Below are 23,048 nucleotides of genomic sequence, written 5' to 3' on the forward strand. Positions count from 1 at the left end.
GGCATGCGGATTCAGCTTGACCGACAGGTAGTCCAGCAAGGCGCCCGCCTCGTCGCGCCGGTAGTAGTTGGTCCGCAGGGTCGCCTCGATCAAGCCGAACAAGGCGCGCAGGATGCGGTCGGTGTCGAGGCTGACCACCGCGTCGATCTCGGCCTGCACCCGCTCGGCGATCTCGGCGGCCCGGCCCGCGGCCTCCGTGCCGACGCCGTCCGGGTCGAAGTACGCGGCGAACAGGTCGATGCACGACCGCGCCGTCGCCGGATGCGTGAGCAAGACGCGGGTGATGTTTCCGAAGGTGTAGGCGAATCCGGCCTGCTGCAGATACTTCGCGTAGGCCCGCAGCAAGGCCACCTCACGCCAGTGCAGACCGGCGCGCAGCACCAGTTCGTTCAAGCCGTCGACTTCGGCGCGGCCGAACCACATCGCGGTCACCGCGTCCGGAAAACGCCGCCGCACACTGGTTTCCGGCAGCGACGTGGCGTCGATGGAGTGCGCGAGTTGCGCGGCGGGCTCGGCGGCCAGCGCTTCTCGCAGCGGCGCCGCGGTCACCCGCAGCCCGAAGTCGTAGATCCAGCGGTCCGGCCGGTCGGCCAGTGTGATGCGGTAGGGCCGCTCGTCGACGACCTCCACACCGAGGCTGTGCAGAACCGGAAGCACCCGGCTCAGCGAGACGCCCTCGCCCGCCACGTACAGCGTGAAGCGCCACTCGGCGGAGGCGGCGTCGCCCTGGCGGTAGAGATCGGTGTCGATCGCGCCGTCGGCCAGCCGCTCGAGCCTGCGCAGATCGCTCAGCGCGTGCGCTGGCTCGTGCTCCTGCTGGTAGCTCGCCGGGAAAGCCGCGACGTACTCGGTGACCAGCGCCTGCGGTACGTCGGACGCACCCGCGGCTTCGGCGACCAGGCGGTCGCCCCACGTCCACGTCGTGGCCAGCAGCAGCTCCTGGATCCGCTCGCGATTCTCCTCGGAGATGTCGGCGGCGTCGGAGCCCGGCTTGCGGTGCACGGTGAAGTAGACGACGGCCAGCTCCGATTCGGTGGCCCGCGCCGAGTACGCGATCTGCTCGGCGTCGAACTGCTCGCGCAGGATCTCGCCCATGCGCACCCGGACCTCGGTGGAGTAGCGGTCGCGCGGCATGTAGACCAGGCAGTAGATGGTGTCACTGCGCGAATCGCGCCGGATGAACAGCCGCACCTGCCGCCGCAGCCCCAGATTCATGACCGCGGAGACGGTTTCGAACAGCCTGCGCGCGTCGGTGGAGAACAACTCCACCCGTGGGAACGACTGCATCATCTCCAGCATGGCCTGTCCGGAGAACGAGTCGAGACCGAATCCGGCCCATTCGATGACCTGCAGCACGCGCCGGGAGATGACCGGGATGTCGAGGATGTTCTCGTGCAAGCCCGCGACGGTGAAGGTGCCGACGAAGACGTGCTCGCCCTTGACCATCTTGACGGTGTCGCCCCAGGCCGCCCGGCCGCTGGGGTCGCTCGCGCCGTAGTCGGCGACACTGATGAAGTACAGATCCCGAGAACCGGGCAGCAGCGAGTCCACCGAGCCGTTGGCCATCCGCAGCACCGTGCGCTTCGCGCCCACCACGGGGACGCTGATGTCCGCCTCGGCGCCGTTGCCTAGAATGCCGAGCCCGGTGCCGGGCAGCTGCCACGGCTCGAAGTCGGCGTTCGCGCTGGGCGCGGAGCGGCGGAAGTGGTAGTACCCGTAGCCGAGCGGCGTGAAGTGCCCGTCGGACAGCCAGCGCAGCAGCCCGGCGGTTTGCGGGATCTCCGCGTCACCGGCCCACTGCGCGGCCTGATCGAGCTGGTCGGCAACGGTATTGAGTACCTCGACCATGGTCGGCGTGTCGTCGGCCACCCGGCGCAGGTCGGCCAGCAACGGCGGCAGGGCTTGTTCGATCCGGTCCACCAGTTCGTCGGAGAGGCCCGCGCCGAGTTGCACGTGGATCCACGATTCGCGCAGCGTCCGCCCGTCGGCCTCACCGGCCGGCTCGGCCACGCCGTCCCGGGGCGCGATGGACAGCACGCGGCCGTCGGCGTCCCGCGAGACGTCGAAGACCGGGTGCACGATTTCGGTGACCGTCGCGCCCAGGCGGCGCAGCGCCGCCGTCACCGAATCGACCAGCAACGGCATGTCGTCGTTGACGATCTGGATCGCGGCGCCGACCCCCGCGCTGTCATCCGGGCGGTAGACCCTGGTGGTCGCCGAACCGGGCGCGCGCGTCGCCGCCAGCTCCAGATGCTGCCGGAAGATCTCCTCGGCCCGATCCGTGATCGCCGACGTCGAGGACCCCGGCTGGATCCACCGGAAATATGCCGCCTCCAGATCGGTCGGATCATCGCGGAACCGCTTCGGTGAAATCGTCTGCTGGGTGGTTGCCACCATCGATCCGTTGCCTTCCCGAGTACTGCGCTTGTACGTGTTTCGTACTTCAAATAACGTACCGCTGGATAACGGCACAATCAACAGTGTAACAATAATTTGCCTGGACGGACATGGGTTACGTCGTCCGGATCAGGGATTTTCTGGGGCTCAGTGGCACGACCGCTGTTACGTCAGCGGACCAGTCCTGCCCGCGACATGAAGGTCTGGGCGCCGGTTCGCCCGGCGAAGGTGCCCGTCTCCAACCGCAGACCTGTCCGAGTGTCCGCGTACCAGACGGTTGCCGAGGGGCCGATCGCCGCGTAGACAGGACCGTCGACGAGAGCCGATCCTCCCGCACCGCGCCATCGAGAGATGCTGTCGGCCAAGCGATCCTGCGACAGCAGTTCGGCATAGAACGTCAGGTCGCGGCCGCCGGCTATATTGCCGAACAACAGCGGGTCGGTGGCGGTGATGACGCACTTCTCCCGCTGCCCGCCCGAGTCCAGCGATTGACAGATCGCCGAGGTGCGGAGCAGATCCGGCATGGCTCGCACCGGCGCCGTTCCCTGCACGGCCGACGGCAGAGACAGCGAACAGGACCGCACTCCCCAGACCACGGCGAGCACCATCAGCAGCGCGAGCACCCCTACGGCCTGCCACTGCCAGCGCGGATAAGCCTTGTCCACAAATCTTTTCGCCTCGCCGCCCGCTTTCTCGGCGACTTCGGCGACCTGGGCCGGCAGCTTCTCCGCGACGGACTTCATCTTGTCCATGGCCGCGTGCAGCGGCGCTCCGCAGTGCGCGCAGCGCGAATCGGCACCGGTGTTGCGGTGCGAGCAGTACTGGCAGACCAGGTCGGGCAGTGTGGACACCTCAGCGCCCCGTGATGACGATGGAGGAGATCGCGGTGGTGTTGATCGTCGGTTCGCCCTTGGAGTCCAGCACCGTCAGCACGATCTTCGAGGCGCTCACCGCGGGCTCGATCTTGGTCACCACCAGGGTCCGCTGGTCCAGGGTCGGCTGCGTGAAGACGGTCTTGTTGCCGTCGTCGAGCAGGTACGAGACCCGGCTGACCGTACGGTATTTGGCCCACTGGTCCGTGCCGTCCGCGCTGATGTAATCCCAGCCGGGCACGATGCCGATCGAATCGATCTGATAGGTCTTGCCCAGATCGATGGTGATGACCTGACCGTCGACCTTGTAGGCGCGCACGCACGACCACGCCTTGCCGGTCTGTCCGCCGAATGCGTCCATCGCCGAGGTGCTTCCCGGCGGGCATTTCGAGGTCGCGGACTTCGGCTGGATGATCGAACTCGCCGGTGCTGCGGGCGAGGTCGATGGCGCGGCGGAAGTCGGCGGCGGCGTGACGACCAGCAGCTGATTCTGCGCCGTGTTCTCCTGGCCGCCGGTGGTGATCAGCAGGAGGACCAGCAGCACGGCGAGCACCGCGGCGACGATCAGCGCGACCTTGGGTTTGCGCAGTTGGACGAGCGCGTCCTTCGCCATCTGCTGCGCGGGGGCGAGCCGGTTGGCCGATGCCGTGGACGGGCGCTCCGGCTCCGGTTCCGGCGCGGCCTCCGCGTTGGATCTCCCGGCGACCGATGAGTAGTCGTTCGCGAAATCCATCGCCGGGGTGGAGTCCTGCGCCTGTCCGTTCAGCAGCGCCAGGATTCGCTCGCTGGCCTTCGGGCCGTCACCGGTGCGAGGCCGCGGCGGGGCCTCCTGCGGCTGCGAGTCGAGGTCCGGCAACCCGAGCGAAGGGACGCTGAGCGCCGCGCTGTCGACCTGTTCCGCGCCGCCGCCGAAATCCGCGTCGACGGTGGACGACGTCGCGGACGCCCCGAACGAAGGATCGGCGAGCAGTGCGTCGAGGACCGCACCTCGATGACGGAGAAAGACGTCTCCCGGGTCCTCGGCGGGCATGATCCGGATCGTATCCGGACCGCGTCACCCGCCGAGCCGTCGCTATTCCCGCTGGAGAGAACAGCCGACCGGCCGGATCAGCGCTTCTTCTCCTCGGTCACGAAGTACTCCGGCGGCACGTCGAACACGCGCGCCAGCGCGATCACCAAGTCCAAGCGCGGGATCGCGTCACCGTGAATCAGCCGGTACAGACCCGACTGCGACACCGGCACGTCCGGGTAGGCCAGTTCCAGGTGCTGCGCCAGCGAGTAGAGCGTCAGCGACCGCGTCGATCCGTCCTCGGTCGAGACGACGGATTCCGCGATCAGCTCCGACAACCGGCTGGAAAATATCGCCGCTGCGGCCTGTCTCGGGGTCAGCGCGTCCCCGGCGTCCGGATGAGGGAGATCGCCGCCATCGGAATGGGTGTCCGCTACCACGGTGATAGACATTAACCGACCGCTCCCATCAGCTCACGCGACGACCACCGGGTTGCGGAGGTGCAACCACGGGTCCTGATGCCTGCGCGGGATGCGCGGGCGGGCCGTCGACAGTATCGAAATATCGTGTCTCGCCTCTCGGCTCGATGAGGTCAACCCGCACCGTGCGCATCGGGATGCTCACGTCCACCGCGGTTGCGCTGACCTGGTTGATCGCGAGATCGACCGCACGCCTGCGCGGACCGCCGGGCTCGCTGATGGTGACCGTCGTGTGCGCCCTGGACGCACGTGGCGGCAGGTGGTCGAAGACCGCGATGGTGGCCGGGGGCTCCGCCTCCGCGTCGCCCGCGTGCGCGTCGCCCGGGTCGGCCATGCGCATGGAGCGCGGGTCGCCGACCGCGGTCACCAGCTGGCGCCAGCTGTCCGGACGCGCCGAGTGGATCTCCACGTCCGCGCCGACCACCATCGCCCGCAGAATGATCTGCTGGGCGACCGGCAGCATGGCGTGCACGTCGATGGTGCGCCTGCGCGGGTTGTAACGCGCCGGGTCGAACAGCGGTAGCGCCAGGGTATGGCGCGGCTGACCGCTGATCGCGCCCAGGATCTGGCCGTTCGGGCCGATCGCGATGGCCAGGTCGGTGACGAGCTCGTCGGGGGCGATGTCGGCGCCGGACTCGAAGCCGCGCAGGGCGCGGACGGAGGCGCCGGTGGGCAACGACGCCAGCAGGGCGGTGGACTGGGCGCCGCCCAGCAGCCGCAGATAATCCGGCGGTTCGGTGGTGACCGCGGGACCGATGAACCGGACGATGGCACGCGGGCCCGCCGTGTCGTCGGTCAGGCTCACCACGAGGGTGGTGCGCCCGCGGTTCCAGGTCCAGCAGTCGTCCAGGCTCACCCCGCTCAGCCGGGTCCAGTCGATCAGGAAGCTGGTCACGCACCGTCCCGGCACCGACGACTCCAGATTGCCCCAGGTTTCCCGGAGATCGGAGAGCTCGACGCCCGCGTGCAGCAGGCGTGTCGCGTCCTGCAGGGCGGCGGCGGGCAGGGCGTGCGCGGCGATCCCTCGCTCGCGCAGGCGCCCCGCGATGCGATGCGTGGCGCTGGCCAGCGCTTTGGGCGCGACCACCGCGCACGGCCCGCGCTTGCCGAGCGCCGCCAGGTTGCGTTCCTGGTCGAGCCGCACCACCAGCCAGGTCAGCCGGTCCCCGACCACCGGGTGGGAACCGATCAGCTGGTCGTACAGCATGCTGTAGCTGCCGCTGGAGCGGACCCGCTGACCGGTGGTGACGATGTCGATGTCCACCGCGATGCCGAACTGGTCCAGCATCGGCAGCAGCGCGTCCACCGGGATGGTGTCCTCGGTGTACAGGGTTCGCTCGGCGATGACGGTGGGTAGGTCCAGGTTGGGCGCGAGCTGGATCATCGCGATCAGCGTGTCGCCCGCCTCGCTGACGCCGCAGACTCCCGCGGCGACCTGTACGTCCTGGATCCGCGCCGGCTGGGTGCGTTCGCGCGCCCGCGCGGTCCGTCCGGTGCGGTAGGCCACCCAGTCGAGCAACCAGCGCATGCCGGTTCGTTCGTTCACCCGGACGGTCACCGTCACGACCAGGACCGTGACCACCACGGCGCTCACCCACCACGGCGTCTTGGCCGACAGGCCGACCAGCAGCGGACTGCCGACGATGACGAAGGTGGCGAACGGACCACGCTCGACGCCGGCGACCCGAACGCTCGGAAAGCTCACCGGCGCCTCCGCATCCCGGCGTTGACCTGGCTTCCGGCGAGGCCGAGCAGCACCGCCGCGAGGATGACGACGGTCGCGGTGATCGCGGGTCGCAGATCTTTCGCGCGTGGCGGAGCGGGTATGGGCAGTTCCGCGGACCGGAACAAGCCCGCAGGTTGCTGCGGCGGTGTGCGGTAGCTGAGGGCGGCTAGCGGGTCGATCACGCCCGCGCCCACGATGTTGTCGATGCCGCGGGCCGGCGCGTGCGCACTGGCCTGCAGGCGGGAAGCGATCTCGCGCGGGGTCTCGTTGGGGAACCGCGACCGCAACAAGGCGGCGACCCCGCTGACGTAGGCCGTCGCGAAGGACGCGCCGCCGACGGGCACCAGCTTGTCCGGTTCGCCGACGCCGTTGATCAGGCCACCGCCGCCGGGGCCGAGCGATTCGATTCCGGTCCCCGGCGCGGCCACCGATACCCACGGGCCGGTGAGCGAATCCGGCATGGGAGCGCCGGTCGCGGTGGTGAATCCCACCGTGAGCACGTCGGGGCCGAACCAACCCGGCGTGGAGATGGTCTTGACGTCGCGCCAGTTGCGCGGGTCGCTGGGGCGCGCCGGATCGATGTCCGGATTCTGCGCGCAGTTGGCGGCGCCCCCCGCGTTACCCGCCCCGGCCACGATGAGCGCACCGCGGACGTGGACGGCATGGCCGATGGCCGCCGACAGCATGGACTGGTCGACCTGCGCGTCCACCGGCATACAGGTCGGCAGCGACACGGTGATCACTCCGGCGCCCTGATTCGCGGCACGCGTGATCGCCCGGGCCAGCGTCCTGATCTCGACGGCGATCCGCTGAGCGGGATCGGAACTCGGCCGTTCGGGACTGAACGCGCCGGAGCGCGTGCGGATGGAGATGATCCGCGCGTCCGGCGCCACCCCGGCGAATCCGTCCGCGGGATCGGAGGCGGCGCCGATGATGCCTGCGACCAGCGTGCCGTGCGCATCACAGTCGGACAGACCGTCGCCACCGGCCGCGAGGTAGTCGCCGCCGCCGACCAGGTTGGGCAGGCGCGACTGGGGCTGCACCCCCGTGTCGATGACGGCGACGGTCACTCCGGCGCCCCGGCTCAGCGCCCTGGCGCGGCGCAGATCCAGCGCCAGTTCCGGCGGCGGGGTGCGGGTGAGGTCGCTGTCGGGCAGGACGCCCGCGGCCAGGCAGCCCTTTTGCTGCTTCATCGGCTCCTCGGGGCCCGGTGGGTCATCCGCCGGCGGCGCACCGATCACGACCTGCGGCGGTTCCAGCGCGAGCGCGGGGGCGGCGGTGACTGCCAGCGTCACCCCGGCGAGGACCGCCACAGCGGCACTGCCGAGCTTCATCAGATCCCTCGCATCGCGGTATAGATGCCCATGATCCAGAAGGCGATTACGGGAACGACCAGGATCAGCGCGTATTCCACCAGGTCGATGACCCGGCGGGTGACCGGGGAGAGTCGTTTTCCGGGCAGTCGGAACGACGCGGCACAAGCCGCGCAGGCCACCACAGCGACAACGAGTCCGACCACGAGGCGGGGAGCCGGAGTCTCATAGGCGCCGACCAGGCTGAAACCGACGCCGCACACGGTCACGGCGGACCCGGCGATCAGTGCGATGGCCTGAACCCGGTCCGGATGCCAACGCGCGCGCATCGCCAGCACGCCGCCGATCGCGGTGGCCATGACGATCTCGCGGATGCCGCCGGGGCTGGTCACGGCCGAGATCACCGCGGAGACCGCGAGCACCGTGGAGATCGCCGCGATCAGGCCGCGCAGGCTGGTCACCGCCAGCCGGGCGCGGCTCTCGATGCCGGCTTCGTTGGCATGGCGCTGCTGTTCGCCCGCCGCGGTGTGCTCGTCCCCCTCGCGCACCGTCTCCGCGTCGAAGATGTCGGTCAGCGTCGTCGGTGAGACCTCGTTGCCGGGATCGGGCAGATCCGGCGGCCGGATGCGCGCGATCACGACGGCCAAGCGTGGCGCCATGGTCAGCAGCACGATCCCCACGAACACGGCGCCACCCGCGACCTGCTCGACGGACAGATCCGCGTAGGTCAGCGGCAAAGCCGCAGCGGTCAGCGTGACGCCGAGCACCGTCACCGCCATCAGCGTGGCGATGCCGACGCCGCTCACCCGCATCATGGTGGCGGCAGCCACCGCCGCGACCACTGCCCCGGCCGCCAGATTGGCGGCCGCGAACGGACCCGGCTGACCGTAGGCCGGCGGCACCAGCATCGCGCCGCCCGCGAACAACAGCGGCGTCGCCGACAGCGACAAACCCAAGGTGATCATGGCAGGCGCGCTGCGGCGGCGGGCGAGTGCGGCCCCCGCCCAGCCCAGCCCGCCGAGCAGCAGGGCGGGCAGCCCGCACCACAGGACCGAACCGGTCATGGTCCACGACCAGGCCAGCATCGCGGCCACCGCCGAGGCACCGACGCCCAGCGCGGTCAGCCCGACGATCGCGGCGGTGTTCGCGTCGAACTCGGCGAACTCGCGCTCGTTGATCAAGGCGAGCGCGTCGGTGATGTCCTCGACCACCGGCGTGAACACCTCCGCCGACTCCACGACCGACAGCATCAGTATCGTGCCGTCGCTGATGTCGTGGTCGGCCAAGCTGCGCCAGCGCGGAATCGGCAGCTCGCCCGGACGGGCCAGGCTCCACTGTCCCTGCGGCGGCGTGAAATCGATGCTCTCGTCATCGATCGCCGAGGCCAGCACGACCAGCAGATCATCGATGAACGTCTCGATGGTGAACTTGGTCGGCACCACCACATCGACCTGATACGTGGAGACCATCACGGCTATCCGAGCCCGCGCGACCTCCGCCGACGGCTGCGTCCCGGCAGGCGCGGGCGCGACGGCAGTACTCATCGCCACCCCCCGCGGTCACCGGAGTTGTCGGCGCCGCTGGAGAGGTATCCAGGGAATCCATCGGCCAGCCAAGCGGCCAGCTCTTCGAACGCGAGCACGGTCTCCTTCTCCAACAACCGCAGGTCGATCTCGCCGCCTTCGGCCAGATGTGCGTCGTAAGGCAATACGCAGGTGGGGCGCTGCGCGGTCTCGAACAGCTTCTCGATCGCGTCGACGTCGACGGTCGGCTTCAGCGGCTGGTGATGCACGATGCCGACGATCGACTTCGCGATCAGGTGTTGCAGGCCGTGCGAACTCAGCCAGTTCAAGGTGGCCACCGCGCCGGTTACGCCGCCGACGGTGGCCGGAGTGACGACGACGACCGCGTCGCTCGTCTGCAGCACCGTCGCCGTCGCCGAATCCAGCACACCGGTCCCGCAGTCGACCACCAGCAGATTGAAGTGCTTGCGCAGCACGTCCACGGCGATGCTGTACTCGCGGCCCGACAGCGCCTCGGTGGCCTCGGTGCTCCACGGCGACGCGATCACCGCGAGGTCGGAGGAGTTGATCGAGGTGAACGACTGCACCGCGGAGAACGCGTCGAGGTTCTGCGCCTGCGCCAGATCGCGCAGGGTCAGGCCGTAGGGGTGCCTGCAGGTGCGGGTGGAGAGGTCGCCGAAGTCCGGGTTGGCGTCGATCGCGACCACCCGGTCCGGGCGCAGACCCGCGAAGGTCGAGCCGAGCGCCGCCACGGTGGTGGTGCGGCCGACGCCGCCCTTCACGCTGATCACCGCGATTTGATAGGTCGTGGTGAGCTGGCGCCGGATTCGCGCTTTGCGGTCCTCGGCGCGCTGTTCCGCGGGCGAAAGCCCGAGATTGAAACCGACCTTGTTGAGCGCACCGCGCATACCGGAGTTGGAGCGCAGCTGTGCGCGTTTCGCGGCGGAGATGTCGGCGAGCAGTTCGATCGAGCTGAGCGCGGCGGGCAGCACCTCGATGCGCGGCGTCGGCTCGTAGGCGGAGTGGTCGACGCGCTCGGGGACCCAGGGCGTGGCCGATCCGGAAGACCACTGCTGATTCGCGGATTCCGGTTCGGTGCGCGCGATCGCCTGAGACGGCGTAGCGGCGGCATGGTCGGCTCGGTACTGCTCGGTGGACTGCTGCTGTGCCGAATGCTGTTGCGCCGATTGCTGCGCGGCCGCGGGTGGGGCGGCGGAGTAGCCCGGCGAGGGGGCGCTCGGCGGCGGCGGAGCGACGTTGGTCTGCGCCGGTGGCGTGGTCGCCTGTGGTGTCGGCGCGTTCGCCTGCCGAGGTGGCGGGCCCGCGGCGGGCGGCGGCGTCACCGCCTGCGGGGATCGGGAATCAGGTTCCGCGGCGGAGAAATGCGGCTCGCGCGGGGCACCGATCGGTGGTTCGACATGGGTGAAATTGTCGGCGTCCTGGTTCTTCTCGGCGGGGCCCGGTGCGACGGCCGCATCGGTCAGCTCGTTCGTCGGTGCGAAGTACGCGTCGTAACCGCCGCGGGCGCGCGCGGACTCGGCCTCATGACCGTTTCTGCTCGGTGCTCGGTTCATTTCCGTCGTCCTCTCGACAAACACGGTCCGACGTTCAGCTCGTTCTGCTGGTGTCGAACCAACTTCGACCGGGCAGCAGGTCGATCAGCGCCCCGATACCCGACCGTAGGGCCGCGTCATCGCCCGGCGCATATCTCGCCCACTTCCGTCCGTCCATCGCGACGCTCGGCGTCACGATGAATCGCCCCGACAGCGTATCCACCACGTTCACGCTGGATACGGACTGCGCAGAGCTGCCGTCGCGGTGCTCGATGATCACCACTTCGGCCCGTCGGACCACCTCGTCCAGTACCCGGCTCAGCACCGCGGCGGCGTGCGGTTCCGCCCCGAGTTCTACCAGGGCGCGCCGCTGTTCGTCCTGGTCATCGGGAATCTCACCGAATTGCTCCACCGGCGCGGCAACCGGCTCGAACTGCAGTGCCGGCGCCGGACCGAGCGCGGCCAGAACGGCGGCAGGCAAGGTGTCGAGCTGGTCGTCCTGCTGGAACACCGACTGGATGACGACATGGTCGCCGGAGCGCACCGCGAGTACATGGGTATCACCGGCGCGCACCAGTGACATCCGCAGCATTCCTTTCCGCTCACCGTCCAAGCCGGTGTCCAGGATCCGCACCGCCATTTCCACGTCCGGCCGGTACAGGCACCGCAGCCAATGCTCGACGACCGGGTGCACGCGTCCGTCCTCGAGCACGCCCACTTCGGTGAGCTGCGCGGCGACTACGGCATGCACCCGATCCCGATCCTCGATTCGGTAGACGTTCGGCAGCAGCGCCAATACCGGTGGATAGGACTCGATGTCGACCAGATGCTGTAACAGCAGGGCGGCATCGACATTCAGGTCGATTGCGACCGGATCGTCTTCCACACCTTCCTCGAATGCATTGTGATCATCTCCTTCGACCGGATACGACCTCGGCGCGTTCACCGAGGACGTTCTGTGGAGGCGAGCACCGCTTCGTCTTCGTTCTCGTTTCGCTCGATGACGCCTACCGCCAGTACCGATTCGAGCGTCGGCTCGTCTCGGCTGTCGCGGTCCTCGTACTCGATGACTCCGATGACAGGAGGTTGCTCGAGTACCGGGACATCCTGAGGCTCACCCGGTACGAACACCTTCGACGAGCGCTTCTCGTCGTCGCGGCGTCGTCGCATTCGCGCCTTGGGCGCGACCGCACCGCGCGGTGGTCCCTTCCGGGCCATCGGCCCGGACGCCGCTTGCTGCGGCATGGCGCCGAACGCCCTTCCGGCTCCTGGATTCCAGCTGGCGGGCATCCGGAAACCGGTCGCTGCCCCCGGCATTGATCCGAGGCCGCCACGGGCCATGTTCAGCGCGACGAGACTCCCGGCCCCACCGCTCAGCCCGGCCAGCGTGGGCGAATTCTGCGATGTGTCATAGAGCCAGGACTGACCCAGGCCTCCGTCTCCCGAGCCGTTCATCCCGGAATCTCCGGACCAGCCATTGGCATTCGGGTCCGGCGACAACTGGTCGGGATTGGTGGCGGGGTCCAGCGGATCCGCCGGCTGAGTCGGATCCGTCGGCTGGGTCGGCTGCGTCGTGTCGCCGGGTTGTGTCGTGTCGCCGGGTTGTGTCGTATCGCCGGGGTTCTGATCGCCCGTCCCGGTGTTGTTATCCGATCCGGTCGGCCCGTCACCCGTCGACGTGGAAGTGATATCGGTCTTGGTGAAATCGCTACCGTTGTAGTCGGTAGGGTTGTCGTAGGACACGTATTCCGTCTGCGGGCCCGGGCCCGGCCCTGGGCCGCCGGTCACAATCGGCGGCGCCTCCAGCGGTGGCGGCAATGCGGCCAGTGTGGGCACCAGCGCCCCGGCGTAGGCTCCCATCACCCCCAGCGCGGCCCCCCTGAGCGCGAGCAACTCGGCTTCGGCTGCCAAGAGCACCCCCCCGCTCAACGGGCCGAAGCCGCCGCCGAGCGCGATACCCTCCTGTACCCGGACCCGGGCGGCCTCGGCGGCGATGACCGCCATAGCGGCTTTCGCCGCGGTTGAGATGTCAGCCGCCCGGTCCAGCAACTGGCCGGTTGCCTCCGCCACTATCGCCTGTTCGCGCAACCACGCCGCGTGTTTGCGGAAAGCCGCCTGCGCCTGGTCCGCGGTGAGCGCTTGGAACGTACCGCTCATCTGGAGCATCGAACTGTCGGTGCTGGCAGCGGCGGCGTTCAATCGCATGGCCATAGCCGCATAAGCTTTCGCGGTCGCCCGCGTCGTGGCGACCCCATCGCCGGCGAGCACCGGGGCGATGATCCCCTCCGGCCCCAGCGCGCCGAGTACCACAGCAAGCATTTCGTCAGCTTTCGCTCGCGCTATCCGCGCCTAGAACGCGGCTGCTCTGCTGAGCACCTGGCCATGACCGGTCACGTCGCCGACCGCGAAGGCGGCGCCTACCTCTGGTAGCGCGACCGCACCGTCAGTGCCGAGGGCGATTCCGTTTGCCGTGGTGGGGAAGAACAACCCCGCCTGCTTGGCGCACGCGGTGGGGATGAGCGCGCTCACGTCATCGAGACCCGGCGGGGCCGGGACAGCGAAGGGAGCGGCCGCACCCAGCATCAGCATCAGATCCTCCGCGCTGACGCCCAGTTGCGAAGCGATAACCGGGAGATGATCCCAATCGACAGCGAGATGCATGGAAGTCTCCTAACGACCAGTACCCACTCTTGGCGAGTAGTACATCGACATCGAGCGGTGCAATCAGAACGTTAGGCTATTCCCAGAGATGGGGATTCAGTATGGAACTCGTATTCATAGCTGCCGACCACGCCCCAGGCCGCCTGCAGAAGATCCTGTGGAGAACGAGCGGACGCGTCACGTGACACGCGTCGTCCGCCCACCCGCCCGGCCGGCATCCCGGACATGCGATCGCCCTCGACGATGTTCGCGAACGAATTCGCCGAGGGCGATTGCCTTCGATTTCCGACCGGCCGCGGCACCGGCACAACGCGAGCGCCGCGACCGCATCCGATCGACCATCACGGAGCCGGCTCGGGTCGAGCCGGATGACCCGCCGGGATGGCGATCCGGACCAGCGTCGTCAGAGCCCGATCTGCGAGAACCGCGTGGCCTGGCCCTGGTCCACCACGCGGAACTGGCCGTCGATGCCCGACACGCCCTTGGTGGCCGCCTTCAGCGCCATGAGCGCCTCGTTGTATTCGGTGATCTGCTTGTCGATGCGGTCCTGCAGGTTACCGTTCTCGGAACCGGCGTCACCCTGGAAGTACTGCTTCAGCAGCTGGGCCAGCGTGTTCCGCTCTTCCTTGTCCACGGTCATGTCGCTGAGCACCTTGTCAGTACGGATGACCAGGCCCTCGACGGCATCGTAATCGTTCTTCAAAGCCATTTTCCGAAACCTTTCCCGATGGTTTTCTGGTGCCGACCCGGCTCAGAAATTGAGGTTGTATTTGTTGACCTGCGCCGCGTTTTCCTGGTCCTGGCTGTCGAAGCTCGCGCCAGAGGAGTTCAGGACGTCGACGATCTCCATGAAGGTCGCGTGCAGCTTTCCGCCCTTGTCGAGAGCTCCCTGCATCGCCTGCTGAATGGCGCTTCCGGTCGCGCCCTGGACGGCGGGCGCGTACTCCATCTTGACGCCCTCGAGAATACCCAGGTGGTTCTTGAAGGTGTCGGCGTGCATGAAGAACTTCTTGGCGGCGGAGTTGATATCGGACGGGTCGCCGGTGTAGCCGATGGGCATATCTGTTCCTATCCTGTAAGGCGTTTACCTTGCCTCGGACGGATTCGCCGAGGACGTTGACGACGTGTGCGCCGGGATCGACGATGCCGCGACTCGGGCCATCGACGTCCCCGACCACACCGATTGCAGGGGGTTCTCCAGTACCGGCACCTCCTGAGTTTCTCCGGGAACGAATATCGCCGCCGGGTCGAGGATCTTCCGTCGATCCAGTGGCGTCCCGTCTGTGACGCGATGGCACCACACGCCCGGCTCGTGCGCCCGCATGCGGTGCCCTGCACTGTTGTTCAGCGGCGTCCGGCACACGGTTGCCCGGCCCGGCGACCAGGGCGCCGACACCCGGGCACCGGCGGCGCGGCAGGAGATGGTCCCGAGCATCCGCCTGGGCTCGGTCGCGGCCTCCCGCACGTCCGGCGGCGCGATGCCGAAATCCGGGAGTGCCATGGCGAGACTCCAATCGAGCGTGACTACCAGCTCGGATCGAGCGGCTGCTAAGGAAAACGGTAATTCATTCCCAACCTTGGGATGGGCGCCGACGTCACATCTGCTGAGGCACCCAGGCCACCTGGACGAGATCTCGGCGAGAAGACATGGGCTCCACATAGATTCCCCGGCCCGGCGGCTGCTTGGTGGGCCGGACATCGCCGACCAGGATGCCGTCGAGCTTCGAACCGTCCATGATCAACCCCGGGGAATTGAGGTTCTTCATCTGGCCGATCACGTTGTCGTACAACGCCGTGTCCGCTTGTGCGATGTTGCGCGCCGCGATGACGTGCAGGCCGGTATCGCGACCGTCGACGATGATGTCCTTCAACGGTTCCAGCGGATTCAGCCCGCCACGCTGTACCACCATGTGGTAGTCGTCGATCACGACGAAGACCTCGGGCCCGGACCACCATGAGCGCTCCGCGAGCTGCCTGGTTGTCACGTTGTCCGGTGGGCGCCGCGAGCGCATCTTCTCCACCAGCGCCGGCAGCGCCTCCCGCACATCCCGTTCGCTGGTCACATGCCCGATGAGCATCTCCTGCGGCACCGTCTCCAAATGCCTGCGCCGGTAGTCGATCAGCAACACGCGGGCCTGCGACGGGTCGTACTGGCGTTTGATGGATTCCAGCAGTGCGGCCAGGGTGGTGGACTTCCCCGATCCGGTCGAGCCCAGCACGATGAAATGGGTCGACACACCGAAGTCGATCGTCGCCGGGCTGAGATCGGATTCCCGGACGCCGAACGGCACGACAAGACGCTGAGCGAGCGTTTGCGGCACCGGCCATCCGGCACGCACTTCATCGATGCTCACCTGCGGCGGCAGCAATTTCACCTGCGGCGCACGCCTTCCGGGATAACGCTGGGTGATCTCGGCAGCCGCGGCGGCGAGGCCTTCAGCGGCCGAATTGGGATCGCCCACACCATCGATGCGAGGCAACGCCGTGAGCATGTGCAGACCCTCGGTCGAGATGCAGCGCCCCGGTCGATTGGCGGGGATCGCGGCGACAACGTTCCGGTGGGTATTGAAGGTCGTATCGGCCAGGTCGCCCAGCCGCATCTCGACGCGTGTCTGCATCAGGTCCTTGATCGCGGGGCGAATCGCGATCCAGCGCGAACTGCTGACCACCAGGTGGATGCCGTAGTTCAAGCCCTGGAGGGCGATCGACTCCATCACCGGGGTGTATTCGTCGTAGTACGGACCGTTCGTACCGAACCCGACATCCCATCCGTCGATGACCAGGAAGACGTCACCGTAGGGATCACGGTCGTGCCACGGCGGCGTTCCCCCGCCGTCGCGCACCGTGCGGAACTTCCGGATCGAGTCGATGCCGAACTCGGTGAACATCGACTGCCTGCTCTCGAGCAGGTTCGTCACCAACGCGATCGTGCGCCGGATGCGGTCGCCGTCCCGAGCCGCGGCGACCGATCCCACGTGCGGGAGGTTCACCAGCGCCGCCAAGCCGCCGCCGGAGAAGTCCAGGCAGTAGAACTGCACCTGTTCAGGGGTGTGGGTCAGCGCCGCCGACAGGATGAAGGACTGTAGCGCAGTCGATTTGCCGGACTGCGTACCGCCGACGATGGCCATGTGCCCGCCCGCGCCCGACATGTCGACCGACCAGACGTCCTGACGCTGCTGCCGTGGCTTGTCGACCAGCGCGACCGGCATCTGCAACGCTCCCTGCGGCACCGCGCGGATCATCCGCTCCAGGGTCGGCGGCGTGACCAGCGGCGGCAGCCACATCTTGTGGGCGGGCTGGCCGTGCCGAGCCAACTGCTGCAACACCGCTTCCATCACCGTGATCGACTCGCCGTCGGCGGCCTCGGGCGTCTCCTGCGCCACCATCGGTTCGACCACAGCGGGCCGGGTGTCGGCGATGTGGCCGGTAATGAAGCGCTGCGGCGGCCGGTATCCGCCACCGGGTCGACGCGCGCGCTGCGCGGAGGCCGCGGAGACCTGCGCGGGCGGAGTGTATTTCTCGCCCACATACGCGGCTTGGAAGCGCTGGAGGTCACCGGAGCCGACTCGCAGGTAACCAGACCCCGGCTTTTTCGGCAGGTGGTAGGCGTCCGCGGTACCGATCGCATCACGTGAGTCACTGGTTTGGTTGGTGCGCAGTGCGACTCGGTAGGAGAGGTGCGCTTCCAACTCGCCCATGCGGTTGGCGGGTACCTTCTGCGACGCGAGCAACAGATGGATGCGCAGTGATCGGCCCAACCGGCCGATGGCCACGAAGAGCTTCGAAAAGTTGGGATGCTGCTCGAGCAGTTCGGCGAACTCGTCCAGGATGATCAGCAGTGTCGGCAGCGGTCGCAGGTCCGCGCCCTGCTCCCGGGCACGCTCGTAATCGGCGACGCTGGCGAAATTGCCCGCGTCGCGCAGAATTCGCTGCCGCCGCGCCATTTCACCGTTGATGACGTCTTCCATACGGGTGACCAGGTCGGCTTCCTCTTCCATGTTCGTCACGATGGCCGTCACATGCGACAGCCGTTCGAAACCGAGGAAGGTCGCACCGCCTTTGAAGTCGACGAGCAGCAGGTTCAAGACATCCGGCGAATGGGTCGCCACCGCAGAGAGCACCAGGGTACGCAGGAACTCGGATTTACCCGATCCGGTCGCGCCGATGCACATACCGTGCGGGCCCATGCCCTCTTCGGCCGATTCTTTGATATCGAGATAGACGAGGCTGCCGGCCGGATCGTGTCCGAACGGAATATTCAACCGGGCCCGATCCTCGTCGCGTCGCCGCACCCACGCCTGCTCGACGCGGATGGCGCCGGGGTCGGCGATGCCGACCATCTCCTCCCACGACGTGCCGCCACTGGCTTGCTCGGCGGCCACCGCTTCGACCACCGTGGACAACCGGTACGGCGACAGACTGCGCGCCATCGCCGTCATCGCCGCCGTGGACAGCGAGTCGACCACGCCGACCCGCCGCAGCCCGCGTACGGTCACCTCGTTCAGCGACCCGTCCTCGGACACGGCGAAACGCAGAGCGCGCGGCAGATTCTGCTCCGCGGGCCCCAGCCGTAGCCACGTGCAACCATCGATGCCGGAGATATCACGGTCGCTCGCGGGCCCGGGCACGTCGACGATCAGCAGGTAGTGCGTGCGGTCCAGCGTGGGCTGCGAATTGGCGGAGAACGGGCCGCGATTCAGCCCGGCGAGCACTTTGGTGCGCAGCTCGGCGACGGTGCGGTAGACCATCCGGCTGGAGCCGATCGCGTCGTTGTCGTTCGGATGCTGGGTGTGCGGCAACCATTTCAGCCAGGACCATTCCGGCGCGTCCGGATCGGACAGCACCGCGGCGACCGCCACCTGATCCGGTCCGTGCAGCACCGCCACCTCCGCGATCATCGCGCGGACCAACCCGGCCACGAGTTCCGGATCGCCGTCGATGCCGACTTGCGGCGCCGACAGCAGATTGATCGCGACGGGCATGCCGCCGACCGTGGAGTAGGCCTTGGCGAAGCGTGTCAACTCGACGACGCCGACGGGGTCCAGATCGGAGGTGGGCGCGGCTTCCGGAACGATCACGCGCACTTGGTTGGCGATGCGGCCGCGGCCGACCCGCACGCGCAGGAACTGCGGACTCGCGACCTGCACCTCCCACATCCGCTTGCCGCCGATCAGCCGGGCGATCTCGTCCGGGCCGGGATGGGTGTAGCGCAGGAAGGCATGGAGTTCGGCTTCCGCCGCGTGCACCGTCTTGCGGTTGTCGGTGATGCTGCGCAAGTAGTCCTTGCGTTCCTCGTTCAGGCTGGCGGCCCCGCCGCCGGAGTTGCCCGCGAACGCGCCGCCCATCATGCCGAACATCGACACCAGCATCATGACCGGGAACATGAGCATCATCGGGTTCATGGCTCCGCCGCCGCGGAACATCATGACCATCATTCCGCACATGGCCGCGACCATGACCACCGGCATGATCATTCGCATCCGCGACGGCGGGACCGGTTTGGGCAGCTCGGTCGGCGGTTGCAGCCGCAGTTCGGTCACTGCGGGGGCCTTGGGACCACGCACCATCCGGGCGGGTCGTACAAATCGGCGGGTCGTGGTCACTGCGTACCCCCGAGCCCGGCGACGATCTTGTTGTTGGGGATTCCGTCGTGTTGGATGCGAGCTTCCTTCTGGGAAAGGGCGGGCCCGACCGCGAACAGGGAGATGATGCTCCACGGTGCGGGAACCGGCGCACGCATCCCGAGCGCGGTCAGGGTGGGATCGGTGCCCCCGCCGTTCGGATCGGTGATGATGCCGTAGCGCACCCCGCTGTCGGAGACCCAGTAGAGCGATTCGCGCAGCGGCGAGCCCGGTTCGGCGCCGGTCACCTGCACGAAACGCCCGGTGTCCCTGGGCAGGTAGGCCGCGTCCGCCGTGGTGCCGCGTGAAGCGGAGGAGGTCACCAGGTCCACCGCGCGACCCTGCTCCTCCTGCGTGAGCGGCAACTGCCTGCCAACCAGCAGTTCGGTGGCCGCGTTCGGATCGTTCCCGGATCGCGACCAGTGCAGGCACGTGACGCCGGACCGCTCCGGGTCGACCAAGCGAATGGGACGGGTCGGGTAGGTCGCGGTGCCCGGCCATTGACCAGGACGCAGATTGGCCGCGATCACGTTGGGTCCCACGGTGCGCGTGGTCACCGAGCCTTGGGCGTCCGCATTGCGGACCATCGCCGCCAGCACCGAGCTGATCCGCACCAGCCCCGACTGGGAGACGAGATAATACGAGGCGCCCTGATCCGGTGACGCCACGGTGAGCACCGATCCGACCGGCGTGGTGAATCCATTGTTCAGCGAAAGGATCTCGCCTTTGCCCGGCACATCGGGCACCCGCAGCGGCGGCGCTTCGGGAATCGCGTTGACCAGGCCCTTGGAGGCAGCCATCACCGGAGCGGTCGAGTCGATGCCGAGCGCCATGGCCACCGCGGTGTTCGCCAGGTCGATCGCGGCGCGCACCACGCCTTTCTCGGCATCCGCGTACACCAGCCAGGTCGTGGTGTCGTCGCGCAGCAGGCGGGCTTCGCCGTCACCCAGCGGGCGGTTGGCGTCGCCGTCGATGGTGAGCGGGCCGCCGATCGCCGTCGTCCGCACCGCGGAGCGACTCACGGTAGGCAGACCGGTCGCCGGGTTCACCGGCGCAGCCGCACCGATTCGCGCCGTATCGCACACCGTCCACGAGGAATCCTTCTCGGCGGTGTCGACGATGCTGCCCGGCGCACCGGGTATGCCGACCCACGGCCCGCGCGGATACTTCGACAGCTCGTCCCGGGAAACCTGCACCGGATTGTCGGGAGAACCGACGATCAACCGAGCCGACGTCAGGTTCAGCGCCGGAAACAGCCGGTTGTTCACGCGCACGAACAGCGCCCCGGTGTCTTTCTCCGCGACGATCCTCGAATCCCCGACCTTCTTGGCCGGTTTGAAGAACGCCAGCACCGCGGCGCCGGCGATGATCACGCAGGCCAGCGCGATGCCGATGGACAGCGCTGTCGAGCGACCGCGCTGCGGGTCATCGATCATCGACGCGTCTCGGCGGACCAGCGCGTGCTCGATCCGTCGCAGCAGAAAACGCCAGCCGGAAATCTGGTGTTTGGTCACAACCCGGAAGCGCGCCACCGGTTCTCGTTCCTTCCGCCGCCCTCACCAAACCGTAACCAGCGGTCACAGCATGAATACGACCACTATTCCCAACACCGGTGATAGTGGATCAGCGGACGCCTCACGCCCGCGCGCTCGGCGCCAAGCCCTCCAACGCCGCGGTGACGTCGAACGCGTCGATCGTCATGAGCTCCTCGTCGCTCATGGCGGCGATATCCGCGTTTTCCCTGGTGAAGCGATAATCACGCTCGGCTTCGGCGGCTTCGACCACGTTGCGTACGAAACGGCCGTTACCGGCCAGATCGATCAACCGCCTGCCGTTCTTCGTCTGTCCCGCCAGCTCTTCACACCTCAGGCGCAGCACCTCGCGAGCCTGCTCGGACAGGATCGAATCCTTCTTCCGCGCGATATGTTCGGCGATCTGCACCAGTTCGTCGGCGTCGTAACTGGCGAAACGGATGCGCTTGGTGAAACGCGAGGCGAGGCCGTCGTTGGACGCCAGGAACCGGTCGATCTGATCCTCGTATCCCGCGATGATCACGACGAGCTTGTCGCGATCGTTCTCCATGCGCGCCAGCAGCGTGTCGACCGCTTCCTTGCCGAACGCGTCGCCGCCGGAAAGCCCTTCCTGGATCAGTGTGTACGCCTCGTCGATGAACAACACCCCGCCGAGCGCCGAGTCGATGAGCGCATTGGTCTTGGGCGCCGTATGGCCCAAGTGGGTGCCGACCATGTCGTTGCGGGAGACCTCGATGACCTCGGCGTTCTCCACGACACCCAGACCGGCGAAGATCTTGGCGATCACCCGCGCGATGGTCGTCTTGCCGGTGCCGGGCGGGCCGGAGAAGATCAGGTGCTGCGACTTCGAGTCCACGGCGAGCCCGCGCTTGGCGCGCACCTGGTCCATCAGCACGCCGGACTTGAGCCGGTCGACCTGTTCCTTGACCGAATCCATGCCGATCTGCGCTTGCAGCAGATCGGAGGCTTCAGCGAGAAGACTCTCGCGCTCCGCGCGCGCTGCGCTGGCAGCCGCCTCGCGCGGATCGTCGCCCGTCTTGGGGTCCCACCTGTTCGTCCGGGACGCGATGAGTTCCGCGGTGGCGACCTCGAATCGGTACGACTTGTCCCGCACCGCTCGCTGCCATTCCTCGCGGTCCGGCCACAGCGCCGAGCCCTGCAGCCCTTTGAGGATCTTGTCGGCGGCGTCGTGATCGCCGTTGTGCCGCATCAGCATGCCGAGCAGGAAGTGCGCGTCGGCCCAGATGTAGGACAGGCTGCCCGAGGAACTGTCCTCCACGATTCGCTGCGCGCGCGGCATGGCTTCGCCGAAGCGGCCCAGGTGCGCCAGCGACTGCGCGGTCATCAACTCCGCGGCGATATCCAGCAGACCGTCCTCCAGCACCGGCCGCGCGGTGCGCAAGGAGAGCACCTCCGGCCATTGCTTCGTCCGGAAGTACAGCGACATGCGCACGAAGTCGGAGACATCGTCGCGGGGGACCTCGTCGAGAATCGCCGCGGCTTCCTGCCATTCACCACCTTCGGCATACGAGCACGCCTGTGCGATGGCGATCTGATCGCGATCCGCCATCGCGACGCGCAGGCCGTACATGCCGATCTCGACCTGGCACCACAGGGCGCGATCGACCAGACCGGCCCGCTGCTGGTCGCGATAGAGGTTGTGCACCGAGCGGTAGGCGCCGTAGATCACCTCCGAGGTGACCTCCCCCGCCATGGCGCGCCCGAGCCAGGCATCGCACATGTCCGGGTCGAGATCGGTGGCAGCCCGAAACGCCGCCGCCGCATGCTGGTCGTTACGCACGCCACCCGCGACCAACCCAAGATTCTGAACACCCGTGTAGAACGCGTCCTCGGCCGCTGACACTCGGACTTCCCTTCCGCCGATCTAGCCTGCTCGAACGATAGATTCCGGGGGTCACGCCGAGGACTCGACCCCTTCCCAAGCCTGGGAAGGGGTCGAGATGGCGGCGACGCCTGCGCGACATGCCGATTTTGAACGTGCCGTCAGTTAACGGTATGTTTACCTCGGGTCGGCAATCATCCGCCTGCAGACGACCCCTTCGGCGGCGGCTGGCCAGCCGCGATCCGGTCCACCAGCCGCCGCGCAGCAGGTCGGAGACGCCACGAAAATTCTTGCCGCTATTTAGGTGCACGCTATTGAACGTTCCGACAGAAGAGGGTACTGTCTGAACACAGATCGTCAGTCCCTCATCCTGACGATCTGAACCCAATAGCAACGGCCGGTGGCACCGGCAGGCCACCGGCCGTTGTGAGGGAAAGACAACCCCTGGCGGTAGCACAGTCGGTCTACGTCTACCACCCCCGAACACCTCCATTCGGCAACCCATTCCCGCGCTTGGGA

17 protein-coding genes are annotated in these 23,048 nt (G+C 67.8%); all 17 read right to left on the reverse strand.

The window, feature by feature from the left end; genetic code table 11:
- Positions 1–2,397 (reverse strand): NAD-glutamate dehydrogenase domain-containing protein (locus NNI01S_RS31545; RefSeq protein ID WP_245676458.1); only part of this gene is annotated, 2,397 nt, incomplete at its 3' end.
- A gap of 170 nt (positions 2,398–2,567) precedes the next feature.
- Complete coding sequence (locus NNI01S_RS31550) at positions 2,568–3,248, reverse strand: hypothetical protein (protein ID WP_063024972.1); 681 nt, start codon at positions 3,246–3,248, stop codon at positions 2,568–2,570.
- A gap of 1 nt (position 3,249) precedes the next feature.
- Positions 3,250–4,299 (reverse strand): discoidin domain-containing protein, encoded by a 1,050-nt coding sequence (locus NNI01S_RS31555; RefSeq protein WP_063024974.1) that lies wholly within the window; start codon positions 4,297–4,299, stop codon positions 3,250–3,252.
- Between the two features lie 77 nt (positions 4,300–4,376).
- A complete protein-coding gene (locus NNI01S_RS31560) occupies positions 4,377–4,730 on the reverse strand; it encodes a helix-turn-helix domain-containing protein (protein WP_063024976.1) in 354 nt (117 codons plus the stop codon).
- 16 nt (positions 4,731–4,746) lie between these two features.
- Positions 4,747–6,462, reverse strand: a complete 1,716-nt coding sequence (gene eccE, locus NNI01S_RS31565; protein ID WP_063024978.1) for a type VII secretion protein EccE — start codon at positions 6,460–6,462, stop codon at positions 4,747–4,749.
- Positions 6,459–7,817 carry a type VII secretion-associated serine protease mycosin gene (gene mycP, locus NNI01S_RS31570; RefSeq protein WP_063024979.1) on the reverse strand — a complete coding sequence of 453 codons (1,359 nt, stop codon included), beginning with the start codon at positions 7,815–7,817 and terminating at the stop codon, positions 6,459–6,461. Before mycP ends, eccE begins: the two co-directional genes overlap by 4 nt.
- Positions 7,817–9,340, reverse strand: coding sequence for a type VII secretion integral membrane protein EccD (gene eccD, locus NNI01S_RS31575; RefSeq protein WP_063025019.1), 1,524 nt, complete (start codon positions 9,338–9,340; stop codon positions 7,817–7,819). Before eccD ends, mycP begins: the two co-directional genes overlap by 1 nt.
- Positions 9,337–10,893, reverse strand: coding sequence for a MinD/ParA family ATP-binding protein (locus NNI01S_RS31580; RefSeq protein WP_063024981.1), 1,557 nt, complete (start codon positions 10,891–10,893; stop codon positions 9,337–9,339). Before NNI01S_RS31580 ends, eccD begins: the two co-directional genes overlap by 4 nt.
- 34 nt (positions 10,894–10,927) lie before the next feature.
- On the reverse strand, positions 10,928–11,758 hold the full coding sequence (locus NNI01S_RS31585; RefSeq protein ID WP_063025021.1) for an ESX secretion-associated protein EspG: 831 nt from the start codon (positions 11,756–11,758) through the stop codon (positions 10,928–10,930).
- Positions 11,759–11,814: 56 nt separating this feature from the next.
- On the reverse strand, positions 11,815–13,191 hold the full coding sequence (locus tag NNI01S_RS31590) for a PPE domain-containing protein (protein ID WP_084489449.1): 1,377 nt from the start codon (positions 13,189–13,191) through the stop codon (positions 11,815–11,817).
- Between the two features lie 30 nt (positions 13,192–13,221).
- The gene (locus tag NNI01S_RS31595) at positions 13,222–13,533 is read right to left on the reverse strand and encodes a hypothetical protein (RefSeq protein ID WP_063024985.1); all 312 of its coding nucleotides are present in this window, start codon (positions 13,531–13,533) and stop codon (positions 13,222–13,224) included.
- Between the two features lie 403 nt (positions 13,534–13,936).
- Entirely contained in the window at positions 13,937–14,242 is a 306-nt protein-coding gene (locus NNI01S_RS31600; protein WP_063024987.1) for a hypothetical protein, read from the reverse strand.
- Between the two features lie 42 nt (positions 14,243–14,284).
- Entirely contained in the window at positions 14,285–14,593 is a 309-nt protein-coding gene (locus NNI01S_RS31605; protein WP_063024989.1) for a WXG100 family type VII secretion target, read from the reverse strand.
- A 24-nt stretch (positions 14,594–14,617) separates the two neighbouring features.
- A complete protein-coding gene (locus tag NNI01S_RS31610; RefSeq protein WP_063024991.1) occupies positions 14,618–15,034 on the reverse strand; it encodes a hypothetical protein in 417 nt (138 codons plus the stop codon).
- Between the two features lie 94 nt (positions 15,035–15,128).
- The gene (gene eccCa / locus NNI01S_RS31615) at positions 15,129–19,073 is read right to left on the reverse strand and encodes a type VII secretion protein EccCa (RefSeq protein ID WP_245676460.1); all 3,945 of its coding nucleotides are present in this window, start codon (positions 19,071–19,073) and stop codon (positions 15,129–15,131) included.
- A 59-nt stretch (positions 19,074–19,132) separates the two neighbouring features.
- Complete coding sequence (eccB, locus tag NNI01S_RS31620) at positions 19,133–20,686, reverse strand: type VII secretion protein EccB (RefSeq protein ID WP_063024995.1); 1,554 nt, start codon at positions 20,684–20,686, stop codon at positions 19,133–19,135.
- A gap of 103 nt (positions 20,687–20,789) precedes the next feature.
- Entirely contained in the window at positions 20,790–22,550 is a 1,761-nt protein-coding gene (eccA, locus tag NNI01S_RS31625) for a type VII secretion AAA-ATPase EccA (protein ID WP_063024998.1), read from the reverse strand.
- Positions 22,551–23,048 lie beyond the last annotated feature (498 nt).

The sequence above is a fragment of the Nocardia niwae NBRC 108934 = DSM 45340 genome (assembly GCF_001613465.1).
Taxonomy (GTDB): Bacteria; Actinomycetota; Actinomycetes; order Mycobacteriales; family Mycobacteriaceae; genus Nocardia; species Nocardia niwae.

Coding starts and splice junctions, on each gene's coding strand:
- NNI01S_RS31610 (WP_063024991.1), bottom strand. CDS start 15,034: ATGGCACTCCCGGATTTCGGCATCGCGCCGCCGGACGTGCGGGAGGCC.
- NNI01S_RS31605 (WP_063024989.1), bottom strand. CDS start 14,593: ATGCCCATCGGCTACACCGGCGACCCGTCCGATATCAACTCCGCCGCC.
- eccD (WP_063025019.1), bottom strand. CDS start 9,340: ATGAGTACTGCCGTCGCGCCCGCGCCTGCCGGGACGCAGCCGTCGGCG.
- NNI01S_RS31560 (WP_063024976.1), bottom strand. CDS start 4,730: ATGTCTATCACCGTGGTAGCGGACACCCATTCCGATGGCGGCGATCTC.
- NNI01S_RS31580 (WP_063024981.1), bottom strand. CDS start 10,893: ATGAACCGAGCACCGAGCAGAAACGGTCATGAGGCCGAGTCCGCGCGC.
- NNI01S_RS31600 (WP_063024987.1), bottom strand. CDS start 14,242: ATGGCTTTGAAGAACGATTACGATGCCGTCGAGGGCCTGGTCATCCGT.
- NNI01S_RS31595 (WP_063024985.1), bottom strand. CDS start 13,533: ATGCATCTCGCTGTCGATTGGGATCATCTCCCGGTTATCGCTTCGCAA.
- mycP (WP_063024979.1), bottom strand. CDS start 7,817: ATGAAGCTCGGCAGTGCCGCTGTGGCGGTCCTCGCCGGGGTGACGCTG.
- NNI01S_RS31590 (WP_084489449.1), bottom strand. CDS start 13,191: ATGCTTGCTGTGGTACTCGGCGCGCTGGGGCCGGAGGGGATCATCGCC.
- NNI01S_RS31555 (WP_063024974.1), bottom strand. CDS start 4,299: ATGCCCGCCGAGGACCCGGGAGACGTCTTTCTCCGTCATCGAGGTGCG.